We start from the raw sequence: 25,176 nt of genomic DNA on the forward strand, positions 1-25,176 counted from the left end.
AGCGCGGATGCCCGGCAGCCTGACCTTCGCCCAGTTCGCGGAAGGCCTTGCGGCTGGCCGCGGCCAGGTGCTCTCGCGCGAGCGCGTCGCCGATCTGGATACGCCCGTGGGCGCCTTCCTGCGCCTGGCGCAGAACCGGCCGAACGCCTTCCTGCTGGAAAGCGTCGAAGGCGGCGCGGCGCGCGGCCGCTTCTCCTCCATCGGGCTGGAGCCGGACCTGATCTGGCGCTGCCGCGACGGCAAGGCCGAGCTGAACCGCCACGCCCAGGCGGCGCCGCATGGCTTCGTGGCGGAGGATGCAGCGCCGCTGGAGAGCCTGCGCGCGCTGATCGCGGAATCGCGGCTGGTCATGCCGGCGGGGCTGCCCTCGATCTCTGCCGGCCTGTTCGGGCTGCTGGGCTACGACATGGTGCGGCAGATCGAGCGCCTGCCGCAGAAGAACCCGGACGTGCTGGGCATCCCGGATGCGGTGATGTTCCGCCCGACCCTGACCGCGGTGTTCGACCATGTGCGCGACACGCTGACCCTCGTGACTCCGGTCTGGCCCGCCGAGGGCCTCGATCCCCGCGCCGCCTGGGACTTGGCGCAGGCGCGGCTCGACGAGGCGGAGGCGGCGCTGGACCGCCCCCTGCCCCGCCCCGCGCCGCCCGCCGCGCTGCCCGCCCTGCCGGCGCCGAGCTCCAACTTCACCAAGGCCGAGTACATGGCCGCGGTCGAGCGCGGGAAGGAGTACATCGCGGCCGGCGACGTGTTCCAGGTAGTGCCCTCGCAGCGCTTCTCGGTGCCCTTCGCGCTGCCGCCCTTCGCGTTGTATCGCGCGCTGCGGCGGCTGAACCCCGCGCCCTACCTGTTCTTCCTCGACCTTGGCAGCTTCGCGCTGGTCGGCGCCTCGCCCGAGATTCTCGTCAGTGTGAAGCACGGGGAGGTGAAGCTGCGGCCGCTGGCCGGCACCCGCCCGCGCGGCGCGACGCCGGAGGAGGATGCGCGGCTGGAACGCGAGCTGCTGGCGGACCCGAAGGAACTCGCCGAGCACCTGATGCTGCTCGACCTCGGCCGCAACGATGTCGGCCGCGTGGCGGAGATCGGCAGCGTGCGCGTGACGCAGCGCTTCCAAGTGGAGCGCTATTCGCAGGTGATGCACATCATGAGCGAGGTGGTCGGCCGCCTGCGCCCCGGCCTGGATGCGCTGGACGCGCTGATGGCGGGCTTCCCGGCCGGCACGCTCTCCGGCGCGCCGAAGGTGCGGGCGATGGAGATCATCGAGGAGCTGGAGCCCTCGCGCCGCGGCACCTATGCGGGCGGCGTCGGCTATTTCGGCGCCGATGGCGACATGGACACCTGCATCGCGCTGCGCACCGCGCTGGTGAAGGACGGCATGATGCATGTGCAGGCCGGCGCCGGCGTGGTGGCGGATTCCGACCCCGAGGCGGAATACGCCGAGACGCAGCAGAAGGCCCGCGCCCTGTTCCGAGCGGCGGAGGAAGCGGTGCGCTTCGCGGCGGGGCGGAGGGGGTAGGTTCTTCCGCTGTCGGCTGCCCACGAATTGGGCAGCCCGCCCTGCTTCCCTCTCCTGCTTTGCCGGGGAGGGTGCCCGCGTGAAGCGCGGGCGGGTGGGGGCGCGACCGACGACGACAAATTGCGGGCCTCGCTCCGGACGGGTTCTTGATCCCACAGGGACGGTCGCGCCCCCACCCCGACCCTCCCCCGCATGCGGGGGAGGGAGAGAAGGCACGCCCCTTGCAGGACCCCGCGGGTATGACCATCGAGGCCGACCTGTCGCTCGACCGCGCAAGCCTGCACCGCGCCTACGCCGCGGGGCGGCTGCGGCCCGTGGATGTCGTGGCGCTGATCCATCGCCGCATCGCCGCGCTCGACGATCCCGGCATCTTCATCCACCTCATCCCGGAGCCGCAGGCGCGCGCCGCGGCCGAGGCGCTACCCACCTTCGACCCCCAAAAACTCCCGCTCTGGGGCCTGCCGGTCGTGGTGAAGGACAATATCGACGTCGCGGGCCTGCCGACCACGGCTGCCTGCCCGGGCTTCGCCTACACGCCGGACCGCACGGCGCCGGCCGTGCAGCGGCTACTGGATGCGGGCGCGGTGCTGATCGGCAAGACCAATCTCGACCAGTTCGCCACCGGGCTGGTCGGCGTCCGCACCCCCTATCCGGTGCCGCGCAACGCCTTCGATCCCGCGCGGGTGCCGGGCGGATCGAGTTCCGGCTCGGCCGTCGCGGTGGCGCAGGGCCTCGCCACGCTCTCGCTCGGCACGGACACTGCCGGTTCCGGGCGGGTGCCGGCGGCGCTGAACGGGCTGGTCGGGCTGAAGCCTTCGCTCGGCGTTGTCTCCACGCGCGGCGTGGTGCCGGCCTGCCGCAGCCTGGATTGCGTCTCGGTCTTCGCGCGCACCGTGCCCGATGCGTGGGCCGGCTTCGCCGCGATGGCCGGCAACGATCCGGAGGACGCCTTCAGCTGCCCGATCGCCTGGCAGGAGATGGACATCGCCACGCCGCCGCGCCGCATCGGCGTGCCGCGGGTGCCGGAACTGGACGACGAGGCCGGCCGCGCCGCCTGGGACGCGGCGCGCCTGCGCCTGGCGGGGCTCGGGCTGGAGATCGTGCCGCTGGACCTCGCGGATTTCCACGCCACGGCGCGGCTGCTCTATGATGGACCTTGGGTCGCGGAGCGCGCCGCGGCGGTCGGCGATTTCTGCACCGCGCACCTCGACGCCGTGCATCCCGTGACGCGCGGCATCCTTGCCGGCGCCGACCGCTTCTCCGCCGTGGACGCCTTCCGCGGCCTGTATGAGCTGGCCGAGATGCGGCGCCGCACCGCGCCGGTCTGGCAGGACGTGGAGGCGCTGGCCGTGCCCTCCGTCCCCTGCTTCCCGACGCTGGCGGAGCTCGCGGCCGATCCGCTCGGACCGAATGCGCGGCTCGGCACCTACACCAACTTCGTGAACCTGCTGGACCTGGCGGCGCTGGCCGTGCCGGGGCCGATGCGGCCCGATGGGCTGCCCGCCGGCATCACGCTGATCGGCCCGCGCGGCAGCGATGCGCGGCTTGCCGCGCTGGGCGCGCAATTCCAGGAAAGCCCGGCGGCATGAACGACGCGATCGAGATCGTGGTGGTGGGGGCGCATCTTTCGGGCCTGCCGCTGAACCACGAGCTGACCAGCCGCGGCGGCGTGTTCCGGCGCGCGGTGACGACGCAGCCGAGCTACCGCTTCTTCGCCCTCGCCGGCGGCCCGCCGCGCCGTCCCGGCCTGCTGCGCGTGGCGGCGGGCACCGGCCACGCCATCGCGGCCGAGGTCTGGGCACTGCCGCCCGAAGGCTTCGGCAGCTTCGTTGCCGCCATCCCCGCACCGCTCTGCATCGGCACGCTGCTGCTGGCGGACGGCACCACGCCGAAAGGCTTCCTGGTGGAGCCGGAAGGTCTGGCGGGCGCCGAGGAGATCAGCCGCCACGGCGGCTGGCGCGCCTTCCTTGCCGCGCAGGCCGCGCCATGACCCGCCGCGTCGCCGTGCATCGCGTGCCGATGCGCCACCCCGCCGACATGGCCTCCATCGAGGCGCTGTTCGATGGCGGCGCGCTCGATCCCGCCGCGCTGGTCGCGATCCTCGGCAAGACCGAGGGCAATGGCTGCGTCAACGATTTCACGCGCGCCTATGCCGTCTCCGCGCTCGCGGCGATGCTGGCGCGCCGCCTCGGCGAGACCGCCGACGCCGTCGCGGCGCGTGTGGCGATGGTGATGTCGGGCGGGACGGAGGGCGGACTCTCGCCGCATTTCCTGCTGTTCGCGGTGACGGACGCACCCGGCCCGGCGACCGGCGCGATGGCCATCGGCACCGCCTTCACCCGGGATTTTCTCCCCGAGGAACTCGGACGTATGCCGCAGGTGATGGCGACCGCGGAGGCGGTTCGGCAGGCGATGGCGCAGGCGTCCATCCGTGACATCGCGCAGGCCCACTACGTGCAGGTGAAGTGCCCGCTGCTGACCAGCGACCGCATCACGGAGGCCGAAGCCCGCGGCGCGACGGTGGCGACGCACGACACCTATGCCTCGATGGGCCTGTCGCGCGGCGCCTCGGCGCTCGGCGTGGCGCTGGCGCTGGACGAGGTGGCGACGGATGCGCTTACCAATGACGTGATCGGGCGGGACCTGTCGCTGTTCTCCGGGCGGGCCAGCGCCTCGGCCGGGGTGGAGCTGACGCGCAACGAGATCGTGGTGATGGGCAACAGCCCGGATTGGGCCGGCGACCTCGTCATCGCGCATGACGTGATGCAGGACGGCATCGACCTGCCCGCCATGCAGCGCGCGCTGCGGGCGGCGGGGCTGGAGACTGGCGGCGGGCAGCTTGCGGGCGATCAGGCCGCGCGGCTGGTCGCGCTGCTGGCCAAGGCGGAGCCCAGCAGTTCCGGCCGCATCCGCGGCAACCGGCACATCATGGCCGATGACAGCGACATCAACGCCACGCGGCATGCCCGCGCGCTGGTCGGCGGCGTCGCGGCAGCCGCCACCGGCCGCACGGACCTGTTCATCTCCGGCGGCGCCGAGCACCAGGGGCCGGATGGCGGCGGCCCTGTCGCGGTGATCGCGCGGCGCCTTGCTACCTGACCAGCCCGAGGCTGCGCGCGGCCAGCGCGACGCAGCGCTCGAACACCGCCAGGCTGTCGAAGGGCAGGTCCGCGCCACCCTCCGGCAGCAGGATCGGATGACCGCCGCTCTCCACCGCGCCGGGAATCATCAGGTTGTCGGGCAGGCCGAAACCCTCCACCGCCAGGCCTGCGACCGGATCGGGATTGCGCGCGACAAAGGCGGCGCTGCGCTCGGCGAAAGGCGTCGCGCTGTTGGAATAGCCGAAGATCGGCCGGCCGCGGCCGAGAAACCAGCCCACCTCGATCAGCGTGCCGGAATCGGCGCTGGCGCCGCGAAACGGGGTGAGATTGGCGATCACCAGGTCGGCGCGCTCCATCATCTCGATGTCTTTCGCGAAGATGGCGCGCCAGGCGTGGTGCGCCTCCAGCTCCGCCAGGCTCTGGATATCCTCGTTCAGCGGCGGCAGGGCGGTGATGCCGTGGGCGGCGCAGATCGCCGCCTTGCGGGCGGCATGCGCGGGCGCATCGGGCAGGAAGACATCGGGGCCGGCGAGATAGGCGATGGGCATGGGCGCATCTTCACCACCCCCGGGGGCGCGCGCGCAAGGCGTCGATTTCCGCTCGACGCCCGCCGCGCTTCTGCCAAGCTGCGGCGGATGAGGATTCCGGCGTGAAGCCTGCCCCCTTCGACTGGCACGCCCCGGACAGCGTGGCGGAGGCCCTGGCGTTGAAGGCGCAGCATGGCGAGGCGGCGCGCTTCCTCGCCGGCGGGCAGAGCCTGGTGCCGGCGATGAATTTCCGTGTGTCGCAGCCCGCGGTTCTCGTGGATCTGAACCGCGTCGGGCTGGAAGCGATCGAGGCCGGCACCGACGGGTCGCTGACCATCGGCGCCATGGCGCGCTACGTCGCGATCGAGCGGCATGCGGGCGCCGCGGGCAGCCATCCCATCCTGACCGAGGCGCTGCGCGAGGTCGCGCATCCGCAGATCCGCAACCGGGGCACGCTCGGCGGCAACCTGTCTCATGCCGACCCGGCTTCGGAGATGCCGGCGGTGATGCTGGCGCTGAATGCGCGCCTGCGGCTGCGCAGCGCGCGCGGCATGCGGGAGGTCGCGGCGGCGGATTTCTTCGTGGGACCGCTGACCACGGCGCTCGCGGCGGACGAGATGCTGGAAGCGATCCACCTGCCCGCGCTGCCAGCGCGGACCGGCACGGCCTGGCTGGAGATCGCGCGGCGCCGCGGCGACTACGCGATGATGGGCGTCGCCGCGGTGATCTCACGCGACGCGGCCGGGCGCTGCATCGGCGCGCGCATCGCCTGCTGCAGCGCCGGGCCGACACCGATGGCGGCGCCGCTTGCCGCTGCCGCACTGGTCGGCACGATGCTGTCCGATGCCGATCTCGACGCGGCGGCGGAGGCCGTGCGGAAGGAGGTCGCGCCGACCGGCAGCGTGCAGGCCAGCCCCGCCTATCAGCGGCACCTGGCCGGCGTGATCGCGCAGCGCGCGCTGCTTATGGCGCGGGAGCGGGCGGCATGACGCGGCCGCTGCAGGTGACCATCCGCATCAACGGAAGCGACTACACGCGGGAGGTCGAGCCGCGGCTGCTGCTGTCCGACTTCATCCGCCACGAGGCCGGGCTGACGGGCACGCATGTCGGCTGCGAGCACGGCGTCTGCGGCGCCTGCACCATCAGGCTCGACGGCGCACCGGTGCGGTCCTGCCTGGTCTTCGCGGTGCAGGCGCAAGGGCATGATGTGCGCACGGTGGAAAGTCTGGGCGAGCCGGGATCGCTTTCGGTGCTACAGCAGGCATTCCGGGACGCGCATGGGCTGCAATGCGGCTACTGCACGCCGGGCATCCTGATGACGGTCAGCGCCTTCCTGGAGGAGAACGCGGACCCGAGCGAGGAGGCGGTGCGCCATGCGCTGTCGGGCAATCTCTGCCGCTGCACGGGCTACCAGGGCATCGTGGATGCGGTGCTGCTGGCGGCGCGGCGGATGCGGGGGGCGTGACGATGGAGACGCGCCAGATCGGCCGCCCGGTGACCCGCAACGAGGACCCGCGCCTGCTGACGGGACGCGCGCTGTTCGTGGACGATGTGGAGCTGCCGGGCCTGCTGCATGCCGCCTTCCTGCGCAGCCCGCATGCCCGGGCGCGCATCCTGTCCATCGATACGGCAGCGGCGAAGGCGCGGGCGGGCGTGGTCGCGGTGATCACCGCGGAGGATCTCGGCGACTACTGGCAGCCCGGGCCGTTGCTGGTGCCGCCGCCGCCGATCAAGGGCATGACCTTCCGGCAGCGCTGCCAGGTGCCGCTGGCGAAGGGCGAGGTGCGCCATGTCGGCGAGCCCGTGGTGATGGTGGTGGCGGAAAGCCGCTACGTCGCGGAGGATGCGGTCGGCGACATCGAGGTCGAGTACGAGGCGCTGCCACCGGTCATCGCGCTGGAGGCCGCGCTGTCGCCGGAAAGCCCGCGCGTGCATGCCGACCTGCCCGACAACATCGCCGCCGAGGTCCGCCAGACCAAGGGCGATTACGCCGCGGCGCGCGCGAAGGCCGCGCACATCATCCGCCGCCGCTTCACCTATGACCGCGGTGCGTCGAACCCGATGGAAACGCGGGGAATCGTTGCCGACTGGGACCACAAGGCGGAAAAGCTGACGGTCTGGGACACCACCCAGGCGCCGGTCTTCATCCGCAACGGGCTGGCCGCGATGCTCGGCCTCAGCGAGCGCCAGGTGCGCGTGGTCGCGCCCTTCATCGGCGGCGGCTTCGGCCCGAAGATGATGATGTTCTACCCCGAGGAGGTGCTGGTCCCCTGGATCGCGCTGCGCCTGGATCGGCCGGTGAAGTGGATCGAGGATCGCCTCGAGCACTTTTGCGCCACGACGCAGGAGCGCAGCCAGATCCACGAGGCCGAGCTTGCACTGGATGGCGCGGGAAAAATCCTCGGCGTGCGCGATGCCTTCCTGATGGATACCGGCGCCTACAACCCCTACGGCCTGACCGTGCCGCTCAACAGCCAGTGCACGCTGCTGAACTGCTACGACGTGCCGGCCTATGACAGCACCTTCCGCGCGATCTACACGAACCGCACGCTGGTCACGCCCTATCGCGGCGCCGGCCGGCAGCACGGCATCTTCGTGATGGAGCGGCTGCTGGATGCGGCGGCGCGCGAGCTGGGTCTTGACCGTGCGGAGATCCGCCGGCGCAACCTGATCCCCGCCAGCGCCTTCCCCTACCACAACGAGGTCATCTACCAGGATTTCGCGCCGCTGACCTATGACAGCGGCAACTACGCGCCGATCCTCGACAAGGCGCTGGACGCCATTGGCCATGCGGGCTTCGCCGCCGAGAAGGCAGCGGCGCGCGCGGAGGGCCGGCATCTCGGCCTCGGCATCGTCTGCTATGTCGAGGGCACCGGCATCGGTCCGTACGAAGGCGCGCGGGTGCGGGTGCAGGCCAGCGGCAAGGTCACGATGGCGACCGGCGTCGGCACGCAGGGCCAGGGCCATTTCACCGCCTTCGCGCAGGTGGTCGCGGAACAGCTCGGCGTCGATGTGCGCGATGTGGAGGTGACCACCGGCGACACGGATGTCTTCGACTGGGGCGCCGGCACTTTCGCGAGTCGCGGCGCGGTGGTCACCGGCAGCGCGGCGCATGGCGCAGCCGTCGAGGTGCGCGCGAAGATTTTGCGCACCGCCGCCGAGCATTTCGAATGCGCCGAGGCCGATCTGGTGGTGGAGGGCGGCGCCGTTTCCCTCGCCGGCGTGCCAGAGAAAAGAATAACGCTGGGCGCGCTGGCCGGCTTGGCGAACCCGATGCGCGGCGCGGTGAAGCCGGGGACGGTACCGGGGCTGGAGGCGACTTCCTATTTCGGCCCGCAGATGGGCGCCACCGCCGCCGGCGCGCATGCGATGGTGATCGAGGTCGATCCGCGCACGATGCAGATCCGCGTGCTGCGCTACGTCGTGGTGCATGATTGCGGCACGGTGCTGAACCCGCTGATCCTGGCCGGCCAGGTTCAGGGCGGTGTCGCGCAGGGCATCGGCAACGCCTTCTTCGAGCAGCTTGCCTGGACCGAGGATGGGCAGCTGCTGAACGCCTCGCTGGCGGACTACCTGCTGCCCACCGCGCTCGACGTGCCGCGCATGGACGTGCTGCACACCGAGACCCCCTCGCCGCTCAATCCGCTCGGCACCAAGGGCGCGGGCGAAGGCGGCGCGATCCCCGTGGGCGCGCTGTATGCGCAGGCGATCGAGGACGCGCTGGACCTGCCGGCGCGCGGCATCGAGATTGCCGAAATCCCGCTCTCGCCCTCGCGGCTCTGGGAGATCTGCAACCCGTCAGCGTGAGCGCGCGAAGACGCAGACCAGGCCGCCGCCGGGCGGCCCCTGGTGCTCGGCGCCGCCGCTGACGAAGACGCGCCCGTCTCCCGCCACCGCCGCGACGATCGCGCCGAGCGCGCCGCGCAGATGGCGCTGCGCGTCGATATCGGTATCGCCGAGCATGGTGTGGCGCTGCCCGCGGATCGCGCCCGACCTGTCGGGCTCGCCCTTCGCGATCACGCCCAGAACCTCGCCGGGCGCGGCGGCGAAGGCGGCCTGCACGCCGGCGAGGTCCAGCAGGTCCGCCATCGGTGCGACGCCAGCGACGATGCCCTCGGCCCAGCCCTCGGCGTAGCCGAAAACCACCACCTCGTTGCAGGTGACCTCGACGCCGGAGGAGATCGAGACGCGGTTGGAATAGAGAGAGAGGTCCGTCAGCAGCGACGCCTCCGTCGCGCGAGCCGCCGGGATGTCGCCCAGCGCGACGCCGGCGCCGACCGCCGCCGCGGCGCGCGACAGCGCCATCAGGAATTTCGCGTCCGTGCTGCGCGCGGCGGGATCGGGCGCCTGCGGCGCCGGGGCCTTCACCTGCACCAGCGCCACATCCTCGGGCCGCGCGATGCCGGCATCGGCCATCGCGGCGCGCACCGCATCGGCAACGGCGGCAATCTGCGCCGCGCGACCGATCTCGCGAGCCGGCGTAGGCGGCGAAAAAGCGGTGCCGAGCGCCAGCCCGCGTTCGCCGCGGGCCGCTTCGTCCGATGCGCTGAACACGAGAAAATGCGGGCTCAGCGCGCCCTCGGTCCCGCCGGACAGCACGCAGGGAATGCGCGCCGCCAGCGCGGCCGGCTCCTCCCCGGTCTGCGACGCCAGCAGCAGCATCAACGTCTGGGTGAAGAAGCCGCGGGTGAAGTCGTTCAGCCCGCCATTGCCCTCGGTCTTGCCGATCACCGCGCGGATGTCGCCCGCCCGCACCTCGCCGCGCGCCATCAGCCCGGCCAGTGCCGAAAGGTCGCCCGGATGGGCCATGGGCAGGCGATGGATGGCAAGGCGCGGCATGGCGCTAGCATACTGCGTTGCATGAGGATCGGCATCATCGGCACCGGCGTCGCCGGCAGCCTGCTCGCGGAGGCGCTGCTGGACGCGCCCGGCATCGCCGTCACGGCTTATGAGCGCGTCGCCGCCGGCGACCAGGCGGAGGCCGGCACGGGTCTCAATGTCGGCCCCAACGCGCTGAAGGCGCTGCGCCTGCACATGCCGGCGCGCCACGCCGCGCTGCGCGCCGCGTCGCTGCCCTGGCGCCGCTGGTTCGTGGACCTGACGGACGGCACCCGCCTGCTGGACCTCGACCTGCTCGACCTGGCGGAGGAGCCGGGGCTGCGCATCCGCTGGTCGGAACTCTACCGCCTCCTGCGCGCGCCGGTGGCAGGCTGCACGCGCAACGGGCACGCGCTGGACGCGCTGGAGGAGGATGCGGCCGGTCGTCTCGTGCCGGTGTTCCGCACCGCCGATGGCCTGGTGCGCGATGGCGGCTTCGACCTGCTGGTCGGCGCCGATGGCCGCTACAGCCGCCTGCGCGCCCTGACCTGCGGCGAGCCGGAGGGCACGCTGCTCGGCGTGGGCATCTGGCGCCTGCTGGTGACGGAAGCGAGCGACTGCCCCTACGACGATTACGGCCAGTGGTTCCACGGCAATGCTCGGCTGCTGTCCTTCCGCGTGCCGGGAAACGCCGTCTACATCGCCGGCACCTTCCCGCTGGAAGGCGGCGGCCAGATCCCGGCCGAGACGCGCACGGAAGCCGCGCAGCGCGCGCTGTTCACGCCGAAGGATTCGCCCCCCTGCCCCGCCGTCGCCTGGATGCTGGACAAGGTGGCGGCGCATCTGGCGGACATCCACTGGGCGCGCTCCGCCACCGCGCCGCTGCAGCGGCATGATCCCAGCGGCCGCGCACTGTTCCTCGGCGACGCCGCGCAGGCGATGGTGCCGACGCTCGGCCAGGGCGCGACCCAGGCGGTGGAATGCGGCGTGCTGGCTGCGCAGGTCCTGCGCCGTGGCGGCAGCGTGGCGGAGATCGCGGCGCTGCGCGATCCGCGCGTGCGCTTCGTGCGCGATTTCTCGCTGGAAGCCTCCGACACGCTGGCGCCGGGCGTGGATGTGGTCGAGGGCACGCGCGCCAAGGCATCGCCCGACTTCCTCGCGAAACTGCGACGGACCTACACCGAGGTCGCCTGACCCGGGGGCTGGCCTTGGCGCCCCGGACGGGGCCATGCTCCCGCCCGCGGAAGCGGGAGGAACGGCATGACCTGGCCAGCGGCCATCGCGGACGAGGCGGAACTTGAGGAGATCATGACGCGCCCGGATGCGGCGCTGCAGGAGGATCTCGCCGCCGTCCCGGGCGACCTGCTGGTACTGGGCGCCGCCGGCAAGATGGGGCCGACGCTGTGTCGCCTCGCGAAGCGCGCCGATCCCGCCCGCCGCGTCATCGCCGTGGCGCGGTGGTCGGAGCCCGGGCTCCGCGCGCGCATGGAATCCTGGGGCATCGAATGCCTGAGCGCGGACCTGACCGACCGCGCCGCGCTCGCCGCGCTGCCGGACGCACCGAACGTGATCTTCATGGCGGCGCGAAAGTTCGGCTCGACCGGCAATGAGGCGCTGACCTGGGCGATGAACGTGCTGCTGCCGGGGATGGTGGCGGAGCGCTACGCGAGCTCGCGCATCGTGTTCTTCTCCACTGGCAACGTGCTGCCGCTGGTGCCGGTGAACGGACCGATGCCGGATGAGGCCACGACGCCGTCGCCGGTCGGCGAATACGCCGCAAGCTGCCTCGGGCGGGAACGGGTGTTCCAGCATGCCGGCGCCGCAAGCGGCACGCGCTGCTTCGGCATCCGCCTCAACTACGCGATCGACCTGCGCTACGGCGTGCTGCACGACGTCGCCACGAAGGTCTGGAACGGCACGCCGGTGCCGCTGGCCATGGGCCATGCGAACGTCATCTGGCAGGGCGATGCCAATGCCTGGACTCTGCGCGCGCTGCGCCATGCCGATGCGGCCTGCCCCATCATGAACGTCACCGGGCCCGAGACCGTCTCGATCCGCTGGCTCGCCACGCGCTTCGGCGCGCTGATGGGGAAGGAGCCGGCCTTCGCCGGCACCGAGGCGCCGGAGGCGCTGCTCTCCAATGCCGCCTGGGCCTTTGCGCTGTTCGGCTATCCGCATGTGCCGCTGGACCGGCTGGTGCAGTGGACCGCCGACTGGGTCTCGCGCGGCGGCCGTGCGCTGGGCAAGCCGACGAAGTTCGAAGTGCGCGACGGGAGGTTCTGATCGTGACCCTTCGCTGGGAGGATTGGCCTTCGGGGCTGCTCGACCGCCTGCGGGCGGGCTGCGTCATCCCTGCGCATCCGCTGGCGCTGACCGCCGGGCGCAAGCTCGATCCGCGGCGTCAGAAGGCGCTGTCGCGCTACTATCTGGATGCTGGCAGCGGCGGGATCGCCGTGGGCGTGCACACCACGCAATTCGCGATCCGCGAGGTCGGGCTGTATGAGCCGGTGCTGCGCATCGCCGCGGAAGCCGCGGCGGAGCAGGCGACGCCACCGATCCTCGTCGCGGGCGTCGTCGGCCGCACGGAGCAGGCGGTGCGCGAGGCGCGGATCGCACGCGGGCTTGGCTATCACGCCGTGCTGCTCTCGCTGGCGGCCTGGAAGGGCGCTTCCGAGGACGAGCTGGTGGCGCATTGCGAAGCCGTGGCGGCGGAGATGCCGCTGTTCGGCTTCTACCTGCAGCCGGCGGTGGGCGGGCTGCCGCTGCCGGCCAGCTTCTGGCGGCGCTTCGCGCGGATCCCGAACGCCATCGGCATCAAGATCGCGCCGTTCAACCGCTATGCGACGCTGGACGTGCTGCGCGGCGTGCTGGAATCGGGCGCCGCCGACCGCATCGCGCTCTACACCGGCAACGACGATCACATCGTCGGCGACCTGCTGACCCGCTTCGACCTGGGCGGCGCGAAGCCGCTGCGCATCGTCGGCGGGCTGCTCGGCCACTGGTCGGTCTGGACCCGCGCGGCGGTGGAGCTTCAGCGGCGCTGCCAAGTCGTGGGCGACGGCCCGATCCCGGCGGAGTTGCTGGCGCTGGATGCGCAGGTGACGGAGATGAACGCCGCGGTCTTCGATGTGGCGCACGCCTTCCATGGCGTGATCGCCGGCTGCCACGAGATCCTGCGCCGTCAGGGGCTGCTGGAAGGGATCTGGTGCCTCGATCCGCATGAGGACCTGTCGCCGGGACAGGCAGAGCTTCTGACAGCGGTGGCCGCACGATACCCTCATCTCACGGACGATGCCTTCGTGCGCGACAACCTTTCGCGCTGGCTGGCCTGACCGTGCGCACCACCTTCCAGCTCGGCGACGTCACGATTCATCGGCTGGTCGAATCCGAGCCGGCGGCCGGGCTGCGCGACATCCTCGCCTTCTTTCCGAATCTGACCCCGGAACTGCTGGCGGAAAGCCGCCACTGGCTGTGCCCGGACGCGCTGGACGAGAAGGACCGCATCAAGCTCTGCATGCAATCCTTCGTCGTGCAAACGCCGCACCACACGGTGCTGGTCGATTCCTGCCTCGGCAACGACAAGGATCGTCCGGCGCATCCGAACTGGCACCGCAAGCGCGACACGGCCTTCATGGATGCGCTCGCGGCGGTCGGGCTGACGGTGGACGACATCGACGTGGTGACGTGCACGCACCTGCACATCGACCATGTCGGCTGGAACACGCGGCTGGAGAACGGTCGCTGGGTGCCCACCTTCCCTCGCGCCCGCTACCTGTTCTCCGCCCGCGAGCTGGCATTCTGGACCGAGCGCAATGCAGGGACGGAAATCCCGTGGATCGTGGACAGCGTGCTGCCGATCGTCGCCGCGGGACGCGCCGACCTCGTGCGCAGCGATCACGCGCTTGACGACCACCTTCGCCTGCTGCCGACGCCCGGGCACACCATCGACCATTTCGCGGTGGAGCTTGGCCGCGGGCGGATGGCGGGCGTGATCACCGGGGACTTCATCCACTCGCCGCTGCAGGCCCGCTACCCTGAGATCCGGATGATGCTGGACCACGACGCCGACCAGGCGGTGGCGACGCGGCGGGGCATGCTGGAACGGCTCTGCGACACCGACACGCTGTGCTGCTTCGCGCATTTTCCCTCGCCCTCCTGCGGGCAGGTGCGCCGCTGGGGCGAAGGCTTCCGCTGCGAGCCAGCGGCGTAGTCTCAGCCTAGCCGGGCAAGCAGCGCCGCGCTCGGCTCCACGCCGAGGCCGGGACCGTCGGGCAAGGTGTAGAAGCCGGCCTCGCAACCCATGTGCCGCGTGCCGGTGGGCTGCGTCAGCGCCAGGTTTGGCGCGAAGATGCTGTGCTGGTATTCGTGCCACGGCAGAGCCTGGATGGTCGCGGATGCCTGCAGGCTCGCCGCCATGAAGATGCCGACACCGATCGTCGCATGCGGCATCACCGCGACGTGGTTCGCCTGGCACAGCGCGCCAATGCGGACGAATTGCGTGATGCCGGTGCGGCCCATCTCGGGCTGGCCGATGCCCATGCAGCGCGCGGCGAAGCGCGGCTGCCATTCGTGGATGGTGCGCAATTCCTCGCCGAGCGCCACAGGCACGCCGACGCCGCGCGCGACCTGGGCGATGCCCTCGATGTCCTCCGGCGCGCAGGGGGCCTCGGCGAAGGCGAGGCCGTGGGGTTCCAGGCGGCGGATCAGGCGGATGGCATCGGGCGCGGTGTGGCGCCAATGCAGGTCGGCCATGATCTGCGCCTTGGGGCCGAGGCCCTCGCGCAGTGCGGCGATCTCGGCCTCGGCACCGTCATCGGCGACGACGGCGGCGAATTTGAAGCCGGCGAACCCCTTTGCCTGCCAATCGCGCGCGAAGTCCACGCGCTCGGAAAGCGTCGCCTTCGGCAGGCCGGAGACATAGGCGGCGATGCGCTCATGCCGGCGGCCGCCGAGCAGGGTTGAGATCGGCGCGTCCAGTCGCCTGCCGAGCAGGTCCCACAGCGCGATGTCCACGGCGGCAAGGCTGTCGAGATAGAAGCCGCCGAAGAAGCCGCGCACGCGCATGAGGTCGTAGAGGTCCTCATGGATCACCGCGGGCGCGAAGGGATCGCGGCCTTCCAGCACGGGCGCGAGCACGTCGTCCACGATGGCGCGCACGGCTTCCGGGGCGACGATTCCGTAGGTCTCGCCCCAGCCGGTGAGACCCTTCTCGGTGTCGATCCGCAGCAGCACGGAGCGGTCGGCGGTGGGGTAGAGGGTGCGGTTGCCCTGGCGGACGATGTAGCCGCGGCGATTGATCGTCTCGCCCGCGCGCAACGGCCCGAGATAGGGCACGTCGCGCGGGATTTCCGCAACGTAGGCGGTGACCCGTTCGATCTTGTCGGTCATGGGAAGTGCATCGTCATGGCGGGCTTCGCGGTCGCGATCAGCTCGCCAATCTCGGCCAGGTCACCATCGTCCAGCTTCGGCCCGGCGGCGCGCGCGCCGGTGTGGGTGAGCAGGCCGCGGCGCTTCAGGACCTCCTTGGTGGCGCGGACGCGGAAGGTCATCTGGAAGGCAAGCAGCGGCAGCGTCAGGGTGTAGATGCGCCGCGCCTCGGCGCGGTCGCCGCGCTGCCACGCCTTCCAGAGCGCGACATGCGCGTCGGCGAGTTCCAGCGCGGGCATGGTGCCGCAGGCGCCGCGGGCGAGTTCGTCCAGGATGAAGCGCGCGCCGGCGCCGCCCATCACGCCGTCCAGCGTGGTGGCTGCCGCGAGGATGCGCGTGACGTGCTGGCCGCAGGGGAGCGTTTCTTCCTTGACGTAGCGGATGGCGGGGACCTCGGCGGCGATGGCGGCGACCTTCTCGGGCGGCAGGCCGGCGCCGTTCGGCGCGGGCGCGTTCTGCAGCATGATGACGACGCCGGGCGCGGCCTCCGCCACCGCGCGGTAGAAGGCGACGTGCTGCGCGACGTCCTGGCCGCAGCCGGGCGGCGCCATGATCATCGCGGCCACCGCGCCCGCCGCCTGGCCTTCCCGCGCACGCGCCGCGGATTGCGCGGGATCGGCGTGGGAGGCGCCGACGACGAAGGTGGTGCGGCCGCCCAGGTGCCTTCCGAGCGCCGCGACCATCTCCGCGCGTTCCTCGGCGGAGAGTGTCTCCACCTCGCTCGCCATGCCCGGGAAGACCACGCCGTCCACGCCGGATTCCAGCGCGAAGTCCGCCAGCCGCAGGAAGGCCGCGACATCGGGCGGCCCTTCCGGCGTGAAGGGCGTAGGCAGGACGGGAAAGACGCCGGCGATGCTGGTCATGACTCGCAAAAGACTCCGGTTAGCCACGAAAGAAAGATTCGGGCAGGCCGCGCGCGCCGCCCGGATCGAGGGCGAAGACGCTGCCCGAGAGCGGCGCCTCCGCAAGCTGCGCGGCGGAAAGCCGCACGCGCGCGCTGGTCACGTACAGCGTGGCGAGATCGGCGCCGCCGAAGCAGCAGCTTGTCGGGCGCGGCACGGGCAGGTGGATCTCGCGGTCGAGCCTGCCATCGGGCGCGTAGCGCGCGACGCGCCAGCCATCCCAGAGCGCGATCCAGACCCCGCCCTCGGCGTCCACGCAAAGTCCATCGGGCACGCCCTCACCTTCCGCCAACGCGACGAAGGGACGGCGGTTGGCGATGGCGCCGGTGGCGAGGTCGAAGTCGTAGACATCCACGCGGCGGCGCGCGCTGTCGGCGAGGTACAGGCGCGTGTCGTCGGGGCTGAAGCCGAGGCCGTTCGGCACATGCAGCCCGGCCTGCATCACCCGCGCGCCGGTCTCGTCCAGCCGGTGCAGCGCGCCGGCATCGGGGGTGGAATCGAGCGCGAGGCTGCCCACCCAAAAGCGCCCGCGCGCATCGCAGCGGCCATCGTTGAGGCGCAGCGCGGCACCTTCCGCGATCGGCGCGGCCAGCACCCTCCCGAGCGTCGCGCCATCGAATGCGCGCAGGCCGGAGCGTGCGGCCGCGACGAAGCCGCCGCTGGCGCGCGGCGCAAGGGCCGCCACCATCTCCTCCGTCGCGATCACACGGTCCGCGCCGGTGGCGGGATCGCTGATGTGGATGGCGGGCGCCAGGATGTCGGCCCAGAGCAGGCGTCCGTCCCGCACCGACCAGAGGGGGCCTTCGCCCAGCAGCGCCTCTGCCCGCACCGCCACCTCCACGCCGGGCGAGACGGTCGCGGGGCGCGGCGCGACGGCCAGCGTCATCGCGGATTGCGCGGCATTGCCGGAGACGCGGCGCGCCGCCTCCATCACCTCGCGCCCGAGCGCGTGCAGCTTCGCTTCCGGCAGGCGGAAGGCCGGGCCGACGAGGGCAATGGCGCCGAGCGGTCGCGCGCGGCGATCCAGCACGGCGGCCGCAACGGCATTCACGCCGGCCGCGGCTTCCTCGAGCGAGAGCGCATAGCCGCGCGCGGCGGAAAGGGTGCAGTCGCGCTCGATAGCGTCCGCGGCATCGGGCGCGAGGCGGTCCAGCAGCGCGCGGCGCTCGGCGGCGGGAAGCTGCGCCAGCATCGCCTTCCCGGCCGCGCTCGCATGCGGCGGCACGCGGGCGCCGACGCGGTTGACCAGGCGGATCGCCTCCTGCTCGGCCTCGCGCTGGTCCACATAGAGCACGCCGTCGCCGTCCAGCACCGCGAGGCGCGCCGTCTCCCCGGCGAGGCGCGCGAGGCGTTCCAGTTCGGGTGCCGCGGTGGCGCGCAGGTCGAAGCCTTCCCAGACGCGATGCGCCATCTCCAGCAGGCGCGGGCCGAGGGCGTACGTCTGCGTGGCAGGCTCGTGGCGCAGCAGCCGCGCCTCGATCAGCGCGGCGAGGATGCGATGCGCGGTGGGGCGGGCGAGGCCGGCGCGCTCGGCGATCTCGGTGAAGCGCAGCGGCGCGGGGGCGTCGGCGACAAGGTTGAGCAGCGCGAGGCCGCGCGTCAGCGCCTGGGTGCCGGGAACGGCGGCGCCATCCTCCTCCGCTTCGGCCGGGCGCGGGCGTGGGCGCATGATCCTCCTGCGCGCGCGGTTGACCCGCCTGTCGCGTGTCCATATCGTGGAACCAAGTTCCACGCATGACAAGCCTCAACACGGAACCGGAGGAGGAAACCCCGATGCACCCCACCCGTCGCCACGCCCTGATACTCGGTCTCGGCGCCCTCGCCATGCCGGGCCTCGCCCACGCGCAGGATGCGTGGCCGTCCCGGAACATCCGCTTCATCGTGCCCTTCCCGCCCGGCGGCGCGGCCGACCTTGTCGGGCGCATGCTCGCGGCGCATTTCCAGTCGGCGCTCGGGCGTTCCGTGGTAGTGGAGAACCGCGGCGGCGCGGGCAGCACCATCGGCGTGGATGCGCTCGCGAAGTCGGCGCCGGACGGCTACACGATCGGGCTGATCAACATCGCGGCCAACGCCATCGTGCCCGCGGTGCGGCGCCAGCCCCTGCCCTATCGGCCGGTCGAGGACTTCGCCCCGATCTCCAACCTGGCGGTGACGCCGGCGCTGCTGCTGGTGAACCCGGACAAGCTGCCGAATGTGCGCAGCGTCGCGGACCTGGTCGCGGCGGCGAAGGCGCGGCCGGAGGCGATCAATTTCGGCTCCTCAGGCGTCGGCTCCTCGCTGCATCTCGGCATGGAACTGTTCATGGCGAAGGCCGGGATCCGCATGACGCATGTCCCCTTCGCCGGCGGCGGGCCGCTGCTTCAGGCGCTGCTGGCAGGCACTGTGGAGGTCTCGCTGGACGTTGCCGCGACCACGGCGCAACTCATCCGCGACGGCAAGATCCGCGCGCTCGCGACGACGGCGCCAGTGCGCATGCCCGCCTATCCGGACCTGCCGGCACTGAACGAGACCTATCCGGGTGCCGAGCTCGCCTCCTGGCACGGGCTGGCGGCGCCGGCCGGCACGCCGGCGCCGATCCTTGCGCGGCTGTCGCAGGAGACGCAGGCCTTCCTGCGTATGCCGGAGACCATCGAGCGCTACCGCGCCACCTTCCTGGAGATGCCGCAGCAGACCACGCCGGAGGCCTTCCGGGCGTTCATGCTGCGCGAGCTGGCGACCTTCCAGGAACTGGCGAAGGCCCAGAACATCGTGGTGGAGTAAGCATGCACACCAGCCGTCGCGCGCTGTTCGGCGCCACCTTCGCTCTCGCCGCGGCGCCCGCCGCGGCACAGCAAGGCTTCCCGGAGCGTCCGGTGACGCTGATGGTCGGCTATGGCGCCGGCGGCGCCACCGACATCATCGCGCGCACGCTGGCCGAGCGCATGCAGCCCATCCTCGGCCAGCCGATGGTGGTGCAGAACGTCACCGGCGCGGGCGGCACCATCGCGTCGGACCGCACGGCAAAGGCCACGCCGGACGGCTACACCATCCTGCTGATCGCCAATGCGCATGCGGTGGCGCCGGGACTCTATGCGCGCCTGCCCTACGATACGCTCAACGACTTCGCGCCGGTGTTCTTCGCAGGCCACTCGGCCAATGTACTCGTCGTGCCGGCGGCGTCGCCCGATCGCGACCTGGCCGGGCTCGCGGCGCGCGGCCGCACGGCAAACCAGCCGCTGCAGACCGGCAGCGCCGCGCTCGCGGGCTGGCAGCCCGCACACCAGATCATGAAGGAGACGCTCGGCCTCACGCTGGAGCATGTGCCCTATCGCAGCGGGCCGCAGGGCCAGACGGACCTGATCGCCGGCCGGCTCGACTTCATGGTGAGCAACGTGCTGGAGGTCTCGGAGCATGTGCGCGGCGGCAGGCTGCGCGCGCTGGCCGTCACCTCGCCCACGCGCAGCCCGATGCTGCCGGAGGTGCCGACCTTCGCCGAGCTCGGCGTGACCGCGCTGCAGGCGGATAGCTGGTTCGGCGTGATCGCTCCGCGCGCGGCGCCGCCAGCGGCGCTGGACAAGCTGCACGACGCCTTCGCGCAGGTCGCCGCCATGCCGGAAGTGGCCGCGCGGCTGCGCGGGCTCGGCCTGATCCCCGCGCCCATGTCACGCGCCGAATGGGGCGCGTTCTACGCGGCACAGGTGGAGCAATGGTCCGCGGTGCCGCGACGGGCGAACATCCGGATCGAGTAGGTCCGGCGCCGCGGCCCATGTGACGAAACACGGCGGAATCCTTGCCGTACTGTCATGTTGCGGATGCTGCCGCCGCATGGCGGATCGGGGCATTGTCCCGGCCGAACGCCAACCGGGAGTCCCCCCCATGTCCTATTCCATGCGCGACCCCTCGCGCAGCGCCGCCGCCAGCCGCGACGAGGGGCTGCGCGCCTTCTTCGTCGCGGTCTATGCCCGCATGGGCATGGCGCTGGCCGTCAGCGCGGCCACCGCGCTGATCGTCGCCTCCTCACCCACGCTGCTCGAACTGATCTTCGGCACGCCGCTGCACTGGGTGGTGCTGTTCGCGCCGCTCGCCATGGCGCTGTTCATGGGCCGGGTGATGATCAACAGCACGCCTGCCGGCGCCACAGGCTGGCTGCTGGTCTTCGCCGCCATCATGGGCGTGACGCTGTCGTCCATGCTCATCATCTACACCGGCGAGAGCGTTGCCCGCGCCCTGCTGATCACCGCCTGCACCTTCGGTGCGGCGTCGCTGTTCGGCTACACCACCGGCACCGACCTATCCCGCATGGGCGGCATCCTGATGATGGCGGTGATCGGGCTGATCATCGCCAGCGTGATCAACATCTTCCTGCAATCCAGCGGCGCGCAGTTCGTGATCTCGGCGCTCGTGGTGCTGGTGTTCACGGGGCTGGCGGCCTGGGACACGCAGCGGCTGCGGGTGATGTATCTGGAGAATGGCGGCGCGCCGGGCCAGATGGCGGCACTCGGCGCGCTCAGCCTCTATCTCGACGTGGTGAACATCTTCGTCGCGCTGCTCAGCCTCACGGGCCAGCGCCGCTGAGCGGCCGCGCCGCGGTCACTCCGCGGCGCCGACGACGCAGACGGGGCAATCCGCCTCTTCTTCCGCCGGCGCCGCACCGAAGCCGGCGCCGGCCTGGACCATGGCGCGGGCGCGCGCGAGGGCACCGAGCCGGCGCGTCCCCTGCCCGCGCCGGCTGCGCTTCAGGCCGAGCGCCGCCTGCATCTCCGCGGTCTTCAGCGCGACGGCAAGCGGATTGACCACCGGAAGCGGGCAGCGCGCGGCGATCAGCGCCGCGATGGGCGACATGCAGGTGCAGCCGAGCACCACCGCATCCGCCTCGTCCTCCCGCGCCGCCATCAGGCAGGCGTCGACGATACGGTCGAGGATCGCGCCCTTGCCGTGCTGCAGGTCGGAGACGAAGCCGTCCGGCTTCCCCTCGCCGGCCAGGATGTCCTCCGTCCCGACATTGCGGATGCGCGCACACGCGGCCTCGGCGCCGTAGTCGCGCAGCATGCGGCGCGGCATGTAGTTGGTGCTCTCGGGCCAGACGGTCACCAGCGTGAAGCGCGGGCCGAGCGTGCCGACGAAGCGGAAGCTGGCCTCCGCCGCACCGACCACGGGAATGTCGAGCGCCGATGCCAGCGCGGCGATCCCGTAGTCGGATACGGAATTGATCACCACCGCGTCGCAGCCTGCGTCCTGCGCGGCAAGGCCGGCATCGAGGCTGTTCAGCGCCTGCATCGCGAACTCGACCTCGGTATGCGCGAAGATCGGCATGCGCGTGGGAAAGGCCTGGATCGCCGTGCCGAGCGCGGCGATGGCAACGAGTTCCGCGGGCGCGCCGAGGCCGGCGACGGGAGCCTGGGTGGCGCCGATCAGGCCGATCTTCATCACACCTCCACCAGGTCCACGCTCACCTCCAGCGTCTGCCGCCCGCCGCCCAGCAGGATGCCCTGCACCGGGCTGATATCGGCGTAGTCGCGGCCCCAGCCCAGCAGTACATGCTCGTCCCGCACCACCAGGTCGTTGGTCGGGTCGAGGTCCACCCAGCCATGCTCGGGCCCCAGCCAGCAGCCCACCCAGGCATGGCTCTGGTCGGCGCCCTGGCGGCGCTTCTGGCCGGGCGGTGGGCGCGTGCGCACATAGCCGGAGCAGTAGCGCGCTGGCAGGCCCAGCGCGCGCAGGCCCGCGATCATCAGATGCGTGAAATCCTGGCAGACGCCGGCGCGGAGCGCCAGCACCTGCGCCACAGGCGTGGAGATGGTGGTGACGCCGGGACGGAAGGTAAAGTCGCGGCGAATGCGGGCATTGAGGTCCAGCAGCCCCGCCAGCACCGGGCACCCCGGCGGGAAGCTGCGCGCGGCATAGGCGCCGGCGGCGGGATCGGCCGGCGCCAGCGCGCTCGGCAGCGCGAACTCGGCGGCGAGGTAGCCTTCCGGGCGTGACGCGGCGTCGCGCACGGCTTCCCACGCGGGCGTGTCGGCCGATGGCGGCGGGGTGGCGAAGCCGACCGCCACCACGGCTTCCAGGATGACCTCCAGCGCATCATGGGGGGCCTCGATGGACAGCCAGGACACGCCGTTGCCGAAATGGTCGTGCCCCTCGGTGCGATAGGACGGCACCGGCGAGACCTCCAGCGCCACGGCCTCCACGGCCTGGCCGGGCAGGTTGCGTGGCGTCAGGTGCAGCAGGTGGGCGGCCAGGTCCACCGGCGCCGCGTAGCGGTAGAGCGTGGCGTGGCGCAGCGCGTAGCGCGTCGAGGCCGGCGCGCGGCTCACGCCATGGCCTCCGGCTCGTCCTCGCCGAGCACGCGGGCGCGCACATGTGACACGTAGCGCCGCGCCACGGCGTCCGAGAGCGAGCCGATCTCATCCTCCAGCGCGAAGAGCGCATCGGGCAGCGCGGCCGCTGCCGCGTCGCGGTCCGTCGCGCCCAGCACCTCGTTCACCAGATCCTGCGGACGGGCGGCCAGCACGGCGGCGGTGGCGGCCAGCCGGTCGTCGGCCTCGCCGATCTCCTGCAGTCGCTCCGCCACGGCGTTGAGCTGGAAGCCCAGCGCCCGGGGGTTGCCAGGATCGGCCAGCACCAGGTCCAGCACCGGCGCCGGCTGCACGGCACCCAGATAGCGCGCGCGGTAGGTCAGCGTGGAATCGCAGAGTTCCAGCGCCAGGCGCAGCCCCGCCTCGATCCGCGGCGCGGGCTCCGACAGGGCATGGCCGACATTGCGGGCGGTGGCCTGCGCGCGCTCGATGCGTCGGCCAAGGTCAAGGAACATCCAGGCGCCGCCGCGCACCATGTTCTCGGCGGCGAGGCCCGAGAGGTTGGTGCAGGCGCGGATGATCGCGGTCGCCATCTCGGCCAGCGCGTCCAGGCTCGCGGCGTGCGAGAAGCGCGCGCCCTCCTGGCTGAGCTGCGCGAGCGTCGCCCACATGTCGTGCGTCAGGCGGTCACGCACGGCGGCCTGCGGGCGCTCGACCGCTTCCAGCAGATGCGCCAGCGCCCCGCCCGGGCCGGCGGCCGCGATCAGTGCGCGGGGCAGGATGGCGCCATCCGGCGGGCTGGCGGCAGCGTCCGCGCCGAGCACGCCCGCCGCGTGCAGGCAGCGGGCCAGCGCGCGCATTTCGGCAAGCTCGCGCGGCAGGGCGGCGCCGCGCAGCAGGCGCATGAGCAGGGAGCGGGTCAGTCGCGCCGCGGATTCCAGCCGCTCGAGATAGCGACCGAGCCAGAAGAGCTCGTCCGCGACCCGGCTCGGCAACTCGCCCGAGGAGCGCCGGATGGGCAGCGCCGCGACGCGCGGCAGGGCCGGGCCGACGATGTCGGTGCTGTCCTCGGCCAGCACCCAGACATCCTTGGCCGCGCCGCGGCGCGTCGGCGGTCCGGCGATGCCCTCCTCCGCCGCGGCGGCCAGCACATGGGCGAGCCCGCCGGGCATGGTGTGCCAAGTCCCCGCGGCATCGCGGGCGAGGAACATGCGCAGGACCACCGGCGCCGGCGCCAGCCGTTCGCCGACGAGGCAGGGTGCGGCCGAGGGCGCCAACGGCCGCGTGGCCGCGTGCCGCCAGGGCTCGGCAGCGCTCCGGCCGGAGAAGGCCTCCAGCGCGCCGAGCTTCACCGGCGTGCCGGGATCGAAGGCGGAGCGCAGGCGCCAGGCATTGGGCGCCGCGCGCACGCGCTCCCGCGCGGCGAGGTCGCCGAGCCAGACCGTCTCCATCTGCGGCAGCAGCAGCGATTCCCCGAGCAGTTCCTGCGCCGCCCCGGCGAGATAGGGCGCAAGGCCCGGCGCCTCGGCCGCCATCGACCCGGGTGCGTTGACGAGGCGCACGGCGCCGTCGCGCAGCGCCCCCATCAGCCCCGGCACGCCGGCACCGTGGTGGAATTCCAGCGGATCGCACTGCTCGCCCTTCACCCGGCGCAGGATCACGTCGAGGCGCCGGAGACCCCGCAGGGTCTTGAGGAACACCGCCCCGCCGCGAACCGTCAGGTCGCCGGGCTCGACCAGTTCCAGCCCGAGCTCGCGGGAGAGGAACAGGTGCTCCAGCCAGGTTTCCTGCCGGACGCCCGGGGTGAGCAGCGCCACGCGAGGATTCTCCACCCCCTCCGGCGCCATGGCATGCAGGGCGCCGAGCCAGGTGTCGAAGAAGGGGCGCAAGGCGCGCACCTGCATCGCCCGGAACGCCTCGGGCAGGCTGCGGCCGAGCAGGGTGCGGTTCTCCGCCGCGAAGCCGACGCCATTGGCGCCCCCGCAGCGGTCGGCCAGCACGTGCCATCGCCCATCCGGGCCGCGGAGCAGGTCGGCGCCGTAGAAGGCCATGCGGGGGAACGGCTTCGGCGCCGGCGCGCTGCAGGCGCGCAGGAAATGCGGGTTGGCGAAGACGAGGCGGGCCGGGATGGCGCCGGAGGCCAGCAGCCGCTGCGGGCCGTAGAGGTCTTCCAGCACACCGGACAGAAGCCGCGCGCGCTGCGCGAGGCCGGCATCCAGCTCGGCGAATTCCTGCGCCGTGATCAGCAGCGGGACCGGATCGCAGCGCCAGGGCCGGCGGCTCCGGCCGGCGCCCTCCTCGGTCGCGGCCTCCAGCACGGTGGCCACGCTCTCCTCCTCGAAGGCGCGGTCGAGGCGGCGGGCGCGCTCGGCGAGCTGGGCGTAGCCGAGAGCGGAGAAGGCACCGAGCAGCGGCCGCCAGGGCGCACGGATCCGGCCATGGCCGTCGACCATCTCGTCGAGCTGGTGCGGGGCTGGGGCCGCGGATGCCGGGCTGTCGTTCAGGCGTTTCCTCTCCGGCACGCTTCTCCCTCCCCCGCGATGCGGGGGAGGGTCGGGGTGGGGGCCGCGCGGCCTTTGGAGACGCAATTCCGCCGCCGGGCCCCTGCGC

The 25,176-nt window shown here is 72.4% G+C and carries 22 protein-coding genes; 14 read left to right on the top strand and 8 right to left on the bottom strand.

Going from position 1 to position 25,176, the window contains the following annotated elements:
- The first annotated feature begins 7 nt into the window (after window positions 1-7).
- The 4 genes from trpE to E4T13_RS05735 all read left to right on the top strand — a co-directional run bounded on the left by trpE (window position 8) and on the right by E4T13_RS05735 (window position 4,615).
- A complete protein-coding gene (gene trpE, locus E4T13_RS05725) occupies window positions 8-1,516 on the top strand; it encodes an anthranilate synthase component I (protein WP_137177241.1) in 1,509 nt (502 codons plus the stop codon).
- A 239-nt stretch (window positions 1,517-1,755) separates the two neighbouring features.
- A complete protein-coding gene (gene atzF, locus E4T13_RS05730; RefSeq protein WP_240790994.1) occupies window positions 1,756-3,105 on the top strand; it encodes an allophanate hydrolase in 1,350 nt (449 codons plus the stop codon).
- Window positions 3,102-3,506, top strand: coding sequence for an amidase (locus tag E4T13_RS30395; RefSeq protein WP_240790995.1), 405 nt, complete (start codon window positions 3,102-3,104; stop codon window positions 3,504-3,506). Before atzF ends, E4T13_RS30395 begins: the two co-directional genes overlap by 4 nt.
- Complete coding sequence (locus tag E4T13_RS05735; RefSeq protein ID WP_137177242.1) at window positions 3,503-4,615, top strand: ring-opening amidohydrolase; 1,113 nt, start codon at window positions 3,503-3,505, stop codon at window positions 4,613-4,615. The genes E4T13_RS30395 and E4T13_RS05735 overlap by 4 nt, the downstream gene beginning before the upstream one ends.
- On the opposite strand, the gene E4T13_RS05740 is transcribed toward E4T13_RS05735, so the two are convergent.
- Window positions 4,608-5,165 carry a nucleoside 2-deoxyribosyltransferase gene (locus E4T13_RS05740; RefSeq protein WP_137177243.1) on the bottom strand — a complete coding sequence of 186 codons (558 nt, stop codon included), beginning with the start codon at window positions 5,163-5,165 and terminating at the stop codon, window positions 4,608-4,610. The genes E4T13_RS05735 and E4T13_RS05740 overlap by 8 nt on opposite strands.
- A gap of 101 nt (window positions 5,166-5,266) precedes the next feature.
- Between E4T13_RS05740 and E4T13_RS05745 the strand changes: the two genes are divergently transcribed.
- Genes E4T13_RS05745 through E4T13_RS05755 form a run of 3 tightly spaced genes read left to right on the top strand, consistent with a single transcriptional unit; the run spans window position 5,267 to window position 8,951 of the window.
- Window positions 5,267-6,133: a xanthine dehydrogenase family protein subunit M gene (locus tag E4T13_RS05745; RefSeq protein ID WP_137177244.1), complete on the top strand. Its 867-nt coding sequence runs from the start codon at window positions 5,267-5,269 to the stop codon at window positions 6,131-6,133.
- Entirely contained in the window at window positions 6,130-6,609 is a 480-nt protein-coding gene (locus E4T13_RS05750; RefSeq protein ID WP_137177245.1) for a (2Fe-2S)-binding protein, read from the top strand. The genes E4T13_RS05745 and E4T13_RS05750 overlap by 4 nt, the downstream gene beginning before the upstream one ends.
- Window positions 6,610-6,611: 2 nt before the next feature.
- Window positions 6,612-8,951: a xanthine dehydrogenase family protein molybdopterin-binding subunit gene (locus tag E4T13_RS05755; protein WP_137177718.1), complete on the top strand. Its 2,340-nt coding sequence runs from the start codon at window positions 6,612-6,614 to the stop codon at window positions 8,949-8,951.
- Here the strand turns inward: E4T13_RS05755 and E4T13_RS05760 are convergent.
- Complete coding sequence (locus E4T13_RS05760; RefSeq protein WP_137177246.1) at window positions 8,943-9,983, bottom strand: ring-opening amidohydrolase; 1,041 nt, start codon at window positions 9,981-9,983, stop codon at window positions 8,943-8,945. The genes E4T13_RS05755 and E4T13_RS05760 overlap by 9 nt on opposite strands.
- A gap of 21 nt (window positions 9,984-10,004) precedes the next feature.
- Here E4T13_RS05760 and E4T13_RS05765 point away from each other — a divergent pair, with 21 nt between their 5' ends.
- From E4T13_RS05765 to E4T13_RS05780, 4 genes are all read left to right on the top strand, one after another.
- Complete coding sequence (locus tag E4T13_RS05765) at window positions 10,005-11,156, top strand: NAD(P)/FAD-dependent oxidoreductase (RefSeq protein WP_137177247.1); 1,152 nt, start codon at window positions 10,005-10,007, stop codon at window positions 11,154-11,156.
- A 66-nt stretch (window positions 11,157-11,222) separates the two neighbouring features.
- The gene (locus E4T13_RS05770) at window positions 11,223-12,245 is read left to right on the top strand and encodes an NAD(P)-dependent oxidoreductase (RefSeq protein WP_137177248.1); all 1,023 of its coding nucleotides are present in this window, start codon (window positions 11,223-11,225) and stop codon (window positions 12,243-12,245) included.
- Window positions 12,246-12,247: 2 nt separating this feature from the next.
- Window positions 12,248-13,294 carry a dihydrodipicolinate synthase family protein gene (locus E4T13_RS05775; RefSeq protein ID WP_137177249.1) on the top strand — a complete coding sequence of 349 codons (1,047 nt, stop codon included), beginning with the start codon at window positions 12,248-12,250 and terminating at the stop codon, window positions 13,292-13,294.
- A gap of 2 nt (window positions 13,295-13,296) precedes the next feature.
- Entirely contained in the window at window positions 13,297-14,172 is an 876-nt protein-coding gene (locus E4T13_RS05780; protein WP_137177250.1) for an MBL fold metallo-hydrolase, read from the top strand.
- Between the two features lie 2 nt (window positions 14,173-14,174).
- Here E4T13_RS05780 and E4T13_RS05785 read toward each other — a convergent pair whose 3' ends face one another.
- From E4T13_RS05785 to E4T13_RS05795, 3 genes are read right to left on the bottom strand one after another with little or no spacing between them, the layout of a single operon-like run.
- Complete coding sequence (locus E4T13_RS05785; RefSeq protein ID WP_137177251.1) at window positions 14,175-15,350, bottom strand: mandelate racemase/muconate lactonizing enzyme family protein; 1,176 nt, start codon at window positions 15,348-15,350, stop codon at window positions 14,175-14,177.
- Window positions 15,347-16,252, bottom strand: a complete 906-nt coding sequence (locus tag E4T13_RS05790; RefSeq protein ID WP_137177252.1) for a dihydrodipicolinate synthase family protein — start codon at window positions 16,250-16,252, stop codon at window positions 15,347-15,349. Before E4T13_RS05790 ends, E4T13_RS05785 begins: the two co-directional genes overlap by 4 nt.
- A gap of 19 nt (window positions 16,253-16,271) precedes the next feature.
- Entirely contained in the window at window positions 16,272-17,960 is a 1,689-nt protein-coding gene (locus tag E4T13_RS05795) for an SMP-30/gluconolactonase/LRE family protein (protein WP_137177253.1), read from the bottom strand.
- A gap of 104 nt (window positions 17,961-18,064) precedes the next feature.
- Here E4T13_RS05795 and E4T13_RS05800 point away from each other — a divergent pair, with 104 nt between their 5' ends.
- The 3 genes from E4T13_RS05800 to E4T13_RS05810 all read left to right on the top strand — a co-directional run bounded on the left by E4T13_RS05800 (window position 18,065) and on the right by E4T13_RS05810 (window position 20,845).
- Window positions 18,065-19,051 carry a tripartite tricarboxylate transporter substrate binding protein gene (locus tag E4T13_RS05800; RefSeq protein WP_240790996.1) on the top strand — a complete coding sequence of 329 codons (987 nt, stop codon included), beginning with the start codon at window positions 18,065-18,067 and terminating at the stop codon, window positions 19,049-19,051.
- Between the two features lie 2 nt (window positions 19,052-19,053).
- Window positions 19,054-20,019: a tripartite tricarboxylate transporter substrate binding protein gene (locus E4T13_RS05805; RefSeq protein ID WP_137177254.1), complete on the top strand. Its 966-nt coding sequence runs from the start codon at window positions 19,054-19,056 to the stop codon at window positions 20,017-20,019.
- 127 nt (window positions 20,020-20,146) lie between these two features.
- Window positions 20,147-20,845, top strand: coding sequence for a Bax inhibitor-1/YccA family protein (locus E4T13_RS05810; RefSeq protein WP_137177255.1), 699 nt, complete (start codon window positions 20,147-20,149; stop codon window positions 20,843-20,845).
- Window positions 20,846-20,860: 15 nt separating this feature from the next.
- On the opposite strand, the gene E4T13_RS05815 is transcribed toward E4T13_RS05810, so the two are convergent.
- Genes E4T13_RS05815 through E4T13_RS05825 form a run of 3 tightly spaced genes read right to left on the bottom strand, consistent with a single transcriptional unit; the run spans window position 20,861 to window position 25,088 of the window.
- Window positions 20,861-21,697 carry an aspartate/glutamate racemase family protein gene (locus E4T13_RS05815; protein ID WP_137177256.1) on the bottom strand — a complete coding sequence of 279 codons (837 nt, stop codon included), beginning with the start codon at window positions 21,695-21,697 and terminating at the stop codon, window positions 20,861-20,863.
- Window positions 21,697-22,584, bottom strand: coding sequence for a transglutaminase family protein (locus E4T13_RS05820; RefSeq protein WP_137177257.1), 888 nt, complete (start codon window positions 22,582-22,584; stop codon window positions 21,697-21,699). Before E4T13_RS05820 ends, E4T13_RS05815 begins: the two co-directional genes overlap by 1 nt.
- Window positions 22,581-25,088 (bottom strand): circularly permuted type 2 ATP-grasp protein, encoded by a 2,508-nt coding sequence (locus tag E4T13_RS05825; protein WP_137177258.1) that lies wholly within the window; start codon window positions 25,086-25,088, stop codon window positions 22,581-22,583. The genes E4T13_RS05820 and E4T13_RS05825 overlap by 4 nt, the downstream gene beginning before the upstream one ends.
- Window positions 25,089-25,176: the final 88 nt, after the last annotated feature.

Origin of the sequence: Roseomonas sp. AR75, from assembly GCF_005222815.1 — a bacterium.
GTDB lineage: Bacteria > Pseudomonadota > Alphaproteobacteria > Acetobacterales > Acetobacteraceae > Falsiroseomonas.

Bases quoted from the DNA above. Each gene is read 5' to 3' on its own strand.
- trpE (WP_137177241.1), top strand. From the start codon at position 8: ATGCCCGGCAGCCTGACCTTCGCCCAGTTCGCGGAAGGCCTTGCGGCT.
- atzF (WP_240790994.1), top strand. From the start codon at position 1,756: ATGACCATCGAGGCCGACCTGTCGCTCGACCGCGCAAGCCTGCACCGC.
- E4T13_RS30395 (WP_240790995.1), top strand. From the start codon at position 3,102: ATGAACGACGCGATCGAGATCGTGGTGGTGGGGGCGCATCTTTCGGGC.
- E4T13_RS05735 (WP_137177242.1), top strand. From the start codon at position 3,503: ATGACCCGCCGCGTCGCCGTGCATCGCGTGCCGATGCGCCACCCCGCC.
- E4T13_RS05740 (WP_137177243.1), bottom strand. From the start codon at position 5,165: ATGCCCATCGCCTATCTCGCCGGCCCCGATGTCTTCCTGCCCGATGCG.
- E4T13_RS05750 (WP_137177245.1), top strand. From the start codon at position 6,130: ATGACGCGGCCGCTGCAGGTGACCATCCGCATCAACGGAAGCGACTAC.
- E4T13_RS05755 (WP_137177718.1), top strand. From the start codon at position 6,612: ATGGAGACGCGCCAGATCGGCCGCCCGGTGACCCGCAACGAGGACCCG.
- E4T13_RS05760 (WP_137177246.1), bottom strand. From the start codon at position 9,983: ATGCCGCGCCTTGCCATCCATCGCCTGCCCATGGCCCATCCGGGCGAC.
- E4T13_RS05765 (WP_137177247.1), top strand. From the start codon at position 10,005: ATGAGGATCGGCATCATCGGCACCGGCGTCGCCGGCAGCCTGCTCGCG.
- E4T13_RS05770 (WP_137177248.1), top strand. From the start codon at position 11,223: ATGACCTGGCCAGCGGCCATCGCGGACGAGGCGGAACTTGAGGAGATC.
- E4T13_RS05785 (WP_137177251.1), bottom strand. From the start codon at position 15,350: ATGACCGACAAGATCGAACGGGTCACCGCCTACGTTGCGGAAATCCCG.
- E4T13_RS05790 (WP_137177252.1), bottom strand. From the start codon at position 16,252: ATGACCAGCATCGCCGGCGTCTTTCCCGTCCTGCCTACGCCCTTCACG.
- E4T13_RS05795 (WP_137177253.1), bottom strand. From the start codon at position 17,960: ATGCGCCCACGCCCGCGCCCGGCCGAAGCGGAGGAGGATGGCGCCGCC.
- E4T13_RS05800 (WP_240790996.1), top strand. From the start codon at position 18,065: ATGCACCCCACCCGTCGCCACGCCCTGATACTCGGTCTCGGCGCCCTC.
- E4T13_RS05805 (WP_137177254.1), top strand. From the start codon at position 19,054: ATGCACACCAGCCGTCGCGCGCTGTTCGGCGCCACCTTCGCTCTCGCC.
- E4T13_RS05810 (WP_137177255.1), top strand. From the start codon at position 20,147: ATGTCCTATTCCATGCGCGACCCCTCGCGCAGCGCCGCCGCCAGCCGC.
- E4T13_RS05815 (WP_137177256.1), bottom strand. From the start codon at position 21,697: ATGAAGATCGGCCTGATCGGCGCCACCCAGGCTCCCGTCGCCGGCCTC.